9 protein-coding genes are annotated in these 8839 nt (G+C 71.0%); 1 reads left to right on the top strand and 8 read right to left on the bottom strand.

All coding sequences use genetic code 11. The features are described from left to right. The 3 genes from FRZ03_RS15790 to FRZ03_RS41210 form a co-directional block, all read right to left on the bottom strand. Positions 1-2721, bottom strand: a 2721-nt coding sequence (locus FRZ03_RS15790; protein ID WP_146465775.1) for a S1 family peptidase, incomplete at its 3' end; no start/stop codon positions are given. 8 nt (positions 2722-2729) lie between these two features. Further along, positions 2730-3029 carry a trypco2 family protein gene (locus FRZ03_RS15795; protein WP_146465776.1) on the bottom strand — a complete coding sequence of 100 codons (300 nt, stop codon included), beginning with the start codon at positions 3027-3029 and terminating at the stop codon, positions 2730-2732. Further along, positions 2941-3603, bottom strand: coding sequence for a GNAT family N-acetyltransferase (locus FRZ03_RS41210; protein ID WP_186785437.1), 663 nt, complete (start codon positions 3601-3603; stop codon positions 2941-2943). The genes FRZ03_RS15795 and FRZ03_RS41210 overlap by 89 nt, the downstream gene beginning before the upstream one ends. 386 nt (positions 3604-3989) lie before the next feature. Here FRZ03_RS41210 and FRZ03_RS15805 point away from each other — a divergent pair, with 386 nt between their 5' ends. Next, positions 3990-4286, top strand: coding sequence for a type II toxin-antitoxin system Phd/YefM family antitoxin (locus tag FRZ03_RS15805; protein WP_146465777.1), 297 nt, complete (start codon positions 3990-3992; stop codon positions 4284-4286). Between the two features lie 48 nt (positions 4287-4334). Here FRZ03_RS15805 and FRZ03_RS15810 read toward each other — a convergent pair whose 3' ends face one another. From FRZ03_RS15810 to FRZ03_RS15830, 5 genes are all read right to left on the bottom strand, one after another. Then, the gene (locus FRZ03_RS15810) at positions 4335-5060 is read right to left on the bottom strand and encodes a lysophospholipid acyltransferase family protein (RefSeq protein ID WP_146465778.1); all 726 of its coding nucleotides are present in this window, start codon (positions 5058-5060) and stop codon (positions 4335-4337) included. Between the two features lie 107 nt (positions 5061-5167). After that, positions 5168-5809 carry a methyltransferase family protein gene (locus FRZ03_RS15815; protein ID WP_146465779.1) on the bottom strand — a complete coding sequence of 214 codons (642 nt, stop codon included), beginning with the start codon at positions 5807-5809 and terminating at the stop codon, positions 5168-5170. Between the two features lie 136 nt (positions 5810-5945). Beyond that, complete coding sequence (gene rocD / locus FRZ03_RS15820; protein WP_146465780.1) at positions 5946-7163, bottom strand: ornithine--oxo-acid transaminase; 1218 nt, start codon at positions 7161-7163, stop codon at positions 5946-5948. Then, complete coding sequence (gene ddaH / locus FRZ03_RS15825) at positions 7163-7972, bottom strand: dimethylargininase (protein WP_146465781.1); 810 nt, start codon at positions 7970-7972, stop codon at positions 7163-7165. The genes rocD and ddaH overlap by 1 nt, the downstream gene beginning before the upstream one ends. 187 nt (positions 7973-8159) lie before the next feature. Continuing rightward, positions 8160-8645, bottom strand: coding sequence for an Lrp/AsnC family transcriptional regulator (locus FRZ03_RS15830; protein ID WP_146465782.1), 486 nt, complete (start codon positions 8643-8645; stop codon positions 8160-8162). Between the last annotated feature and the right edge of the window lie 194 nt (positions 8646-8839).

Below are 8839 nucleotides of genomic sequence, written 5' to 3' on the forward strand. Positions count from 1 at the left end.
CTGGTACACCGCGCCGGCCTGCCGCAGCACGCCCCGCTCGCAGGCGTCGTCCAGAAACGTGATCAGTCGCCAGGGCAACCGCCCGGTGAGGGGCAGCCATATCCGTGCCAGGGCCACCCACTGCCCCCAGGCCGTCAGGCTGAGCCCGTACCCGAGCCCGCCGGCGAAGGCCGCCTCGAGCCCGAACACGAGGCCGGCCCCCACGCCGAGCAGGGGCCCCATGATGAACACGTTGACGGCCGTCGCGCCCGTCCCGAAGACGATCGCCCACATCAGGAGATGGACGAGCACGTTCCTGCGGTTGCTGTCGAGCAGGGCGGCGGGGCTGACGGCGGAGTCGATGGCGTCGGCGACTTCCAGCCACGCCATCAGCCCCAGGACCAACCCGATCGCGAGGCCGAACCCGAGCACGAACACGAACGTGGCCGGGCCAGAGGCGTCTTCGAGCCCGTCCGAGAGCCCGAGCCGGGTGACGATGCCGCGGTCCACCAGGACCAGCGTGCCCGCCGCCAGGGCCCCGAGCACCAGCCCGGCCATGAACCTGGGCAGGAACCTGTTGTGTGCCACCCCTCTCCGGCCGAAGATCTGTATCCGCACGCGGGACGGCGTCACGTCCCCCCGGTACGCGGACACGTAGACGGCCCCGAACCCCAGCCCGGCCACGGCTCCGTGCAACACCGCGACGACGAGCCCGCGTTCGACGGCGAACCCGAGCCCGTTGTCGGTCACCACCAGGTCCACGGGGATGTTCCCGACCCCGGTCGTCACGCCGAAGGCCAGCGCGGCCAGGAAACCGATCACGCATACGCGCGCGAAACGGCTCATGATGGTGCCGAGTTGCCACCATTCGAGGTTGCGGGTGCGGCGTGCGGTCAGGTGTGCGGCGAGGTAGCGGAACCAGTGCTCGGCACGGCCCGGGTCGGGGTTCCACGGCCGGGTGCGGTGCGGTCCGGCCGTGGTGCGGGCATGGGGGCGGTAGGCGGCGGGAAGGAACGCGGCCAGCAGATGCTTCTGGATGTCCTCGGGCCCGGGGAAATTCTCGGTGTTCAGCAGCTCCCGTGGGTGGGGCTCGCCCGAGTGACCGTAGACGGTGCGTGCCATGGTGACCATCAGGGGGGTGCGGAGCGCTTGCGCGAGGTTCTCCGCGCCCCGGGTGCGGGGCTGTTGGCGCAGCTCGTCCAGCACGGGGGCCCAGCCGGAACGGCCGTCCGGGCCCGGCGGACTGGTGCCGGGCAGATAGTCGTCGAGGTCGCTCAGGGTGAGCAGCTCCAGTTCGACGACGGCTGCGGCGGTGAGCACGTCGGTCCGCTCCACGGCACGGGTGTATTCCTCGGTGCGGCTGGTGAGCAGCAACGGCATCGGGCCGAGGAGGTTGAGCTCTTCGAGGGCCCTCGGCTGCAGATCGAGGGCGATCTCGTCGAATCCGTCGAGGACGGGCAGGATCCGGCCCGCCTTGATCAGGGCGTCGGCCAGAGTCCTGCCGTCCGGGGCCGCGCCGCCGAAGCCGTAGTCGCGCACCAGCCGTTCGGCCATCCAGTCGCGCAGATGGATGGCGGTCGGGTCCCAGGAGCCCAGTTCGAAGATCACCGGCACCCGGTCCCCCCGGGCGGGTTCCTTCAGCAGGCCGAGGACGAAGCGCGTGGTCAGGATCGTTTTACCCGCCCCGGCGATGCCCAGCACCACCAGTCGGCCGGAGGGAATGGACCGGTAGACCTTCCCGATTTGGTCCAGCTCGTCCGCCAGCGGCAGCGGCCCGGGGTCAGCGGAGAGGGGGACACGGCGGATGTGGGCCCAGTAGTCGAAGCGGACGTCCGCCGCCTGCCGGAACCGCACCTGGAGGGGTGAGGGGTCGTGCACCTGCCGCCGCTCCTCCTCGTCCTCCCACTGGGTGCGCACCAGGTCGGCGAGTTCCCTGGCCGCTTTGCCCAACTCCCCCTCCGCCGCTGGGCCGTCGGACGCCGGCGTCGGCACGGGAACCTCGTCGAGCTCGCCGGCCCTGCGCGGCAGGCCCATCAACTGCGCCAGTTCCTCGATCTGCGGCCCGGTCAGCAGCCGGTACCAGCGCTCCACCTGGCTGGCCGTGAGCATGCCGGGTCCCTCACGGCCGTAGTGCGCGGTCACGACTCCGATGACGCGCCCGCCGCTCCAGACCGGGGCCCCGGACATGCCCTCCCAGGGCGAGCGGCCGGAGTCGGCGTGCGGTCCCGGAGGGGTCTGGACGCTGAACTCCAGGGTGCCCTCACGGAGGGTGGCCGTGGCGCGGCCGCGTGCGTAGTGGGAGTCCCGGTACGTCGTGGCGGCATGGCTGCCGGGCGAGGAGCCGGCAGCGGGGGAACGGCTGTCGCGCAGCTTGAACCAGGGGAATCCGAGGGCTCCGCAGTCCGCCTCCGCCATCGGCGCGACACGGCCGAACCGCACCGGGGGCACGCAGGCGGCGAGCGGTCCGCCACGGCGCGCGTCCACCGTGATCCTCAGCAGCGCGATGTCCACGTCGGCGTTCGCCCAGACGGATTCGCCCGGCTCCTCCCAGACCTCACCGTCACCGGTGAAGAACCGCGCAAGAATTGACGTTGCGTCATCCACCGCGTGGGCGGCCGTGAGCACCAGGTCCCGGGTCACCCGGTAACCGGACGCCAGCCGGAGCCTGCCGGTGCCGTCCGTGACCACGACCTGGACCACGCGCCGCAGATCGAGCCCGTCGGGCTCCGGCTCGCCACCCATGGGAGAACTCACCGCTCGTTCGGCTCAGCGGCTCCCGAGATGGCGACCGGTCTGCTCGAACCGGCCAGAGTCGGTTGCAGCGTCAGCGAGATGCGCTGCGTCGAGGTCTTGCCCACGCCGGAGTCCGCCCCGGCGTCCACCACCCAGAAACGGACCCTCCCCTGCGCGTGGGCGCTCTGCTCCAGGGCGACCGACAGCTCCAGTTCGATCGGGCCCAACTCAAACCGTAACGCCTCCCCGTCCGCCGCGGCGATCGCCCGGTTCAGCTCCTCCCGAAGATCCTTGATGACGCATGCCAGTTCGATCACACCGCATCCCCTCCGTCGTGCTCCCCGTTCGCCCAGGGAGGTAGATCCTGATACGCATCCGGCCCGGAAAGCAATCGGAGTCACGGCAGTACCGGAATCCCGCTACGGGCACCCCGTCGTGGTCTTCGGTCCGGACTGCGCCGTCCGTGACGTACCCGACGCGTTCGTGGAGACAACGCGCCGGGGCGTCACCGGTGAGGACCCACAGCAGAAGCCGGTCGCTGCCGCGGTCCAGGGCATGCGCGTGCGCGGCGTCGAGGAGGACGCGGCGGACGCCGGATCCGGGGCGGGAGGGGGCGACGCACAGGGCGTAGAGCTCCCCCGCGGTCGTCGTGGCGCCGGGCATGTCCTCATACTCGATCGGGCTGAGGTAGCCGAGCCGTTTCTGGATGCGGCGGGGGTCGTGGAAGCCGTCGATGTACTCGAAGCGTGCGAGGTTCGCTTCGGCCCTGGCGGCGAAGACGCGGCTGCGGATGCATTCGGTCTTGATCGGCTCAGCGACTCGGTTCCGTTGAAGGGGAGCCGGAGTTTGTTGCGATGTCCCTCGATGGTCACGTTTCGTGCGGAGTGACAACTGAGGAATATGAGGTTTGGATTGTTACGGCGCTGATCGATTGAGCGTCATCACGTCACGCCCGAGAGGCCCCACCGGATGTGTTACCGGTGGGGCCTCGCAGGACCACCGGCCCCGAGGATATGGGGGCTGGGCGGAGATCCGACCAGCCTCCCGATGCGTCGACGGGCAGGCACCCGCCCGGCCGGAGTTCTGCGTAGGGCCGGTCGAGCGGGGCGTTCCACTGCACCGGAGACCTGCCAGGATCCAGTGCGACCAGACGGCTCTTCGTCTCACGGATCTCTCACAGACACTGCGTGAGACGGTGTATTTCGAGCCTCTGACCTGGGCTTTTTCGTTCCTCTCGGACTCACATGGAACGCCTGGACGCCCCGTAAACTAGGGGTATGGCCTACGAGATTCCGGTGACCCAAGCCAGGGCTGAGCTCGCCGACCTGATCAACCGGGTGGTGTACGGCGGCGAGCGCGTCGTCGTGACCCGGCACGGCAAGCCGCTGGTCGCGCTGGTCTCGGCCGCCGACCTGGAGCGGCTCGACGCCCTCGAAGCCCTCGACGGCGCGGCGGAGCCGGGCGAGGAACAGGTGACCAGCACGGTGTCCCGCGTCCGCGACGTCCCGTCCGCTCCGCGCGAACGCCAGCGCTTCGGCATCGCGGCCGAATACCGGGGGCCTGGCGCGTCCTGAGCGCCTCCTCCGCTTCCCGTGCCGGTCGGACCGGCGGTCTTGTCGGCGTCAGCCGAGAGGGGCCCGGGGGAACCTGCGTTGCTTCTCGCCCCGCTGTGCGGACTGCCGGGTCTTGACGACGGCCGCGTACTGGTCGACGTACTCCTGTTCGGACAGGGTCAGGATGGCGTACATGATCTCGTCGGTGACGGCCCGCAGTACCGTCTTGTGGCCCTCCATCCCGGCGAAACGGGAGAAGTCGAGGGGCTTGCCGAAGCGGATGGTGACGGGGCGGATCCGCGGGATCAGCCTGCCGGGCGGCTGGGCCTCGAAGGTGCCGATCATCGCGCAGGGCACCACCGGCACCCCCGCCGTCAGCGCCATCACGGCGACCCCGACCTTGCCCTTGTAGAGCCGGCCGTCGTGCGAGCGCGTCCCCTCCGGGTAGATGCCGAGCAGTTCACCCTTGCCCAGCACCCCGAGGCCCTCGCGGACCGCGGCCTGCCCCGCCTCCTTGCTGGAGCGGTCCACCGGGATCTGCCCGGCGCTGCGGAAGAAGAACGCGGTGAGCCGGCCCTTGACCCCCGGCCCGGTGAAGTACTCCGCCTTGGCGAGGAAGGTGATGCGTCTCTTCAGGATCGCCGGCATCAGGAAGTGGTCGGAGAACGAGAGATGGTTCCCGGCGATGATCGCCGGTCCCGCCGCCGGCACGTTCTCCAGGCCCTCGATCCGAGGGCGGAAGACCAGTCTGAGCAGGGGACCCAGCAGCACGTACTTCAGGAGGCAGTAGAACAAGGTGCCGCTCCTCACTCCGGCGGCCCGGCTCGGCCGCGAGGACAGCGTGCTGCCACGGGGCCCGGGCGGCAACCGGACCGGGGAGCTTGGCGCAATCACCACCCCTGCTACGGCCGGCCGTCGGCGCCGTCCGAGTACGGCCGGGCGGCGGGGCGTATGCCCGGCAGAAGCGCCGGGACGCGGAGCCGGTAGGCGTCGTAGGCGGCGCCGAACTCGCCCGCCATCAGGGCGTCCTCGACCCGGACGCGGCGCAGCAGCCAGGGGACCGCGACGATCAGGCAGGCGACCCAGACACCGAAGCCGCAGGCCAGCATCCCGCCGGTGATCAGGCCGAGCATGCCGGTGTAGATGGGGTGGCGGACCAGCCGGTACGGGCCGTCCGTGCGCAGCTCATGGTGGTGCCGGACGGTCGGGACGCTCGCCCACATGGTGCCCAGCACCCAGCGGGCCCAGAGCAGCAGGGCCGTGGAGGCGACGACCAGCAGCGCGCCGGGCAGGGCCAGTTCGGGCCGCCAGAAACGGAGACCGTCCCAGAACCTCCCCGTGAGCCGTATCAGCCAGGAGAAGACGACCACGCCCGCGGTGAACGCCATCCGGCGCCGCAGGGCGGGCCGCGAGGCGCGCAGCATGCCGCGGAAGCCGGCGTGGCCCCGGATGCCGAAGTAGGCGGCACCGAGGAGCCACGCCGCGAGGAAGACCAGGACGCAGACACCGGTGAGGGCAGCGAGTGCCGGACGCAGCGCATTCATGCCCCACAGGCTGCGCCCCGCCCCCCACCGGCCACCAGCACCCACGGGTCGATGGAGAGCCCTCCACCCACGGATGGAGAGCCCCCACCGGACCCCGGACCCAGCCCCTGGGACGGACCCCTGGGGGTCCGCCCCGTCAGCGAAGCGCCCGCTCCAGAGTCCCCAGTGCGGAGACCAGTTCGTCGCCGGTGATCGTCAGGGGCGGTGCCAGACGGATCGTGGAGCCGTGGGTGTCCTTGACCAGGATTCCCTCGTGCATCAGGCGCTCGCTGATCTCCCGCCCGGTGCCGATCGCCGGGTCGATGTCGACGCCCGCCCACAGGCCGCGGGAGCGGAAGCCGAGGACGCCCTTGCCCACCAGTTCGGTCAGCCCGTCCCTGAGGACCACGCCCAGTTCGGCGGCGTGCCGCTGGAAGTCGCCGGTCTCCAGCAGCTCGATCACCGCCGTGCCGACCGCCGCCGCGAGCGGGTTGCCGCCGAAGGTCGAGCCGTGCTCGCCCGGGTGCAGCACCCCCATCACCTCGCGCCGGGCCACCACCGCGGACACCGGCACGATGCCGCCGCCGAGCGCCTTGCCGAGCAGCAGCACGTCCGGCTCCACGGCCTCGTGCTCCACCGCGAGGGTGCGGCCGGTGCGGCCGAGGCCGGACTGGATCTCGTCCGCGATGAACAGGCAGCCCGTGCGCCGGGTCAGCTCGCGCACGCCCGCGAGGTAGCCGTCGTCCGGGACGATCACCCCGGCCTCGCCCTGGATGGGCTCGATCAGCACCGCCGCCGTCGTGTCGTCGACCGCCGCCTCCAGCGCCGCCAGGTCGTTGTACGGCACGATCGTGAAGCCCGGAGTGAACGGGCCGAAGCCCGCGCGGGCCGTCTCGTCGGTGGAGAAGCTGACGATCGTGGTCGTACGGCCGTGGAAGTTGTCCGCCGCGACCACGATCGTCGCCCGGTCCGCGGGCACGCCCTTGACGTCGTAGGCCCACTTGCGGGCCAGCTTGATGCCGCTCTCCACCGCCTCCGCGCCGGTGTTCATCGGCAGCACCATGTCGAGGCCGGTCAGCGCCGCCAGCCGCTCGGCGAACTCCGCGAGCCGGTCGTTGTGGAACGCCCGAGAGGTGAGCGTGAGCAGGTCGAGCTGGCGGTGGGCGGCCTCGATCAGGGCCGGGTGCCGGTGGCCGAAGTTGAGCGCCGAGTACCCGGCGAGCATGTCCAGGTAGCGGCGGCCCTCGACGTCCTCCACCCAACTGCCCTCGGCCCGGGCCACGACCACCGGCAACGGGTGGTAGTTGTGCGCCAGGACCGGTTCCTCCGCACGGATCAGGTCGTCGGACGTACGGGCGCGCGCGGGTGCGGTCATCAGCGGATCTCCTGGGTGCAGCACTTGATGCCGCCGCCGGCCTTGTGGAACTCCGACAGGTCGACGGGGACGGGGACGTAACCATGGCCGGCGAGGCGCTCGCACAGCGCCTCGGCCTGGGGAGCGATGAACACGTGCCGGCCGTCGGACACCGAGTTCAGGCCCCAGGCGAGCGCGTCCTCGCGGGTGGCGAGCACCGCGTCCGGGAACAGACGCCGCAGCACCTCGCGGCTGCCCGGCGAGAACGCCTCGGGGTAGTAGCAGACATTGGCGTCGTCCAGCACGAACAGCGCCGTGTCCAGATGATAGAAGTACGGGTCCACCAGAGTCAGGCCGATCACCGGGTGCCCCAGGAACTCCTGGGCCTCACGATGCGCCTCGCGGGTGGTGCGGAACCCGGTCCCGGCCAGGATGTACCGGCCCGTCCACACCAGATCGCCCTCGCCCTCGGACACCGCCTCGGGGCGGTACACGTCGTAGCCCGCCGCCTTGAACCAGGTGTCGTAGTGCACCGACTCGGGGCGCCGCTGCGGCGCGTGGAACAGGGAGCCGAAGACCCGGCCCTCGACCACGCACGCCGCGTTGGCCGAGAACACCATGTCCGGCAGGCCCGGCACCGGCTCCAGGGAGTCGACGGTGTGGCCGTGGGCGCGGTAGGCGCGGATCAGCTCCTGCCACTGGTCCCGCGCGAGGTCCACGTCGACCGGCCGGTCGGGGTTCATCCAGGGGTTGATCGTGTATTGCACCGCGAAGTGCCTGGGTTCACAGACGAGGAAGCGCCGAGGGCGCGATGCACGGCTTTCGGACACAGAGGGTTTCCTCCGGTTTCCGTCTGTCACTGGTGGATGACACCACGGTAGGAAGGAAGCCGAACGCGCGACAAGCGCAGAAAGCTGCGTGGATGTGCAGCTTTCCTGCGTAGTCCCGGCCCATCACGCAGGGCTATTGCGCATACTTCTGATCATCGACCGGTCGTTCGGCGGGTCGCTCGCGAGGTCATTCCGGGGCCGCCTGGGTGGCCCCCGCCTCCGGGCTGTCCGGGAGGAGGTGGGAGAGCACCATCACGCTGATCGTCTTCCGGATGAACGGCTCGGTGCGGATGCGCTCCAGCACCTCCTCGAAGTGCTCCACGTCCCGCGCCCGCACATGCAGCAGCGCGTCGGCGCCGCCGGTCACCGTCATGGCCGCCGTGATCTCCGGATGATTGCGGACGACCTCCGCGAGGCGCCGGGGCGGGGCCGCGCCCTCGCAGTAGACCTCGACGTACGCCTCCGTGCGCCAGCCGAGCGCCGAGGGCCGCACCGTGGCCGTGAACCCGGTGATCACGCCGGTCTCGCGCAGCCGGTCCACGCGCCGTTTGACCGCCGTCGCGGAGAGCCCGATCGCCGCGCCGATCTCGGCGAAGCTGCTCCTGGCGTTCGCCATCAGGGCGGTGATGATCTTGCGGTCGAGATCGTCGAAGGACGGCGTCCTGCTGTTCATGGGGGCACTGTAATCAGCCGGGGGACGCGCGCCGCGGCTACGACTGGGTGACGGCCATGGCGAGGGTCAGCAGCCCCAGCACCACCCAGCCGAACCAGAGCCAGCCGTCGCCGCCGAGCGCGGCCGTGTAGGCGGTCACGGCGACGAGCGCGCCGGCCGTGAGCGCGCCCATCGCCTTGGTGGAACCGGGCATC

Source organism: Streptomyces misionensis, assembly GCF_007896895.1.
Classification (GTDB): Bacteria; Actinomycetota; Actinomycetes; order Streptomycetales; family Streptomycetaceae; genus Streptomyces; species Streptomyces misionensis_A.